The sequence below is a fragment of the Marinobacter sp. UBA2498 genome (assembly GCF_002341575.1).
Taxonomy (GTDB): Bacteria; Pseudomonadota; Gammaproteobacteria; order Pseudomonadales; family Oleiphilaceae; genus Marinobacter; species Marinobacter manganoxydans.
Map to the genome: position 1 here is coordinate 64,294 of NZ_DDOI01000108.1, position 233 is coordinate 64,526.

General features: G+C 54.1%; 1 pseudogene. It reads left to right on the top strand.

Annotation, left to right across the window (positions count from 1 at the left end):
* Positions 1 to 233: pseudogene (locus tag B2W52_RS15235) on the top strand (glucose-6-phosphate dehydrogenase); the annotation flags it as partial.

Genomic DNA, 233 nt, shown 5'->3' on the forward strand with positions numbered 1-233 from the left:
CCCGAAAAGCTGTCCCAGATCATCATCCACTTCAAGCCTGCGCCGCATTACATTTTTGATCCGGACCAGAAGCACCTCGCCAACAACAAGCTGATTATCCGTCTTCAGCCTGACGAAGGCATGGCCCTGAAGATCCTCACCAAGGACCAGGGCCTGGATAAGGGCATGCGACTTCGTCAAGGCCCTCTGGAGCTCACCTTTTCTGAGACCTTTGTTACCGATCGGATTCCCGA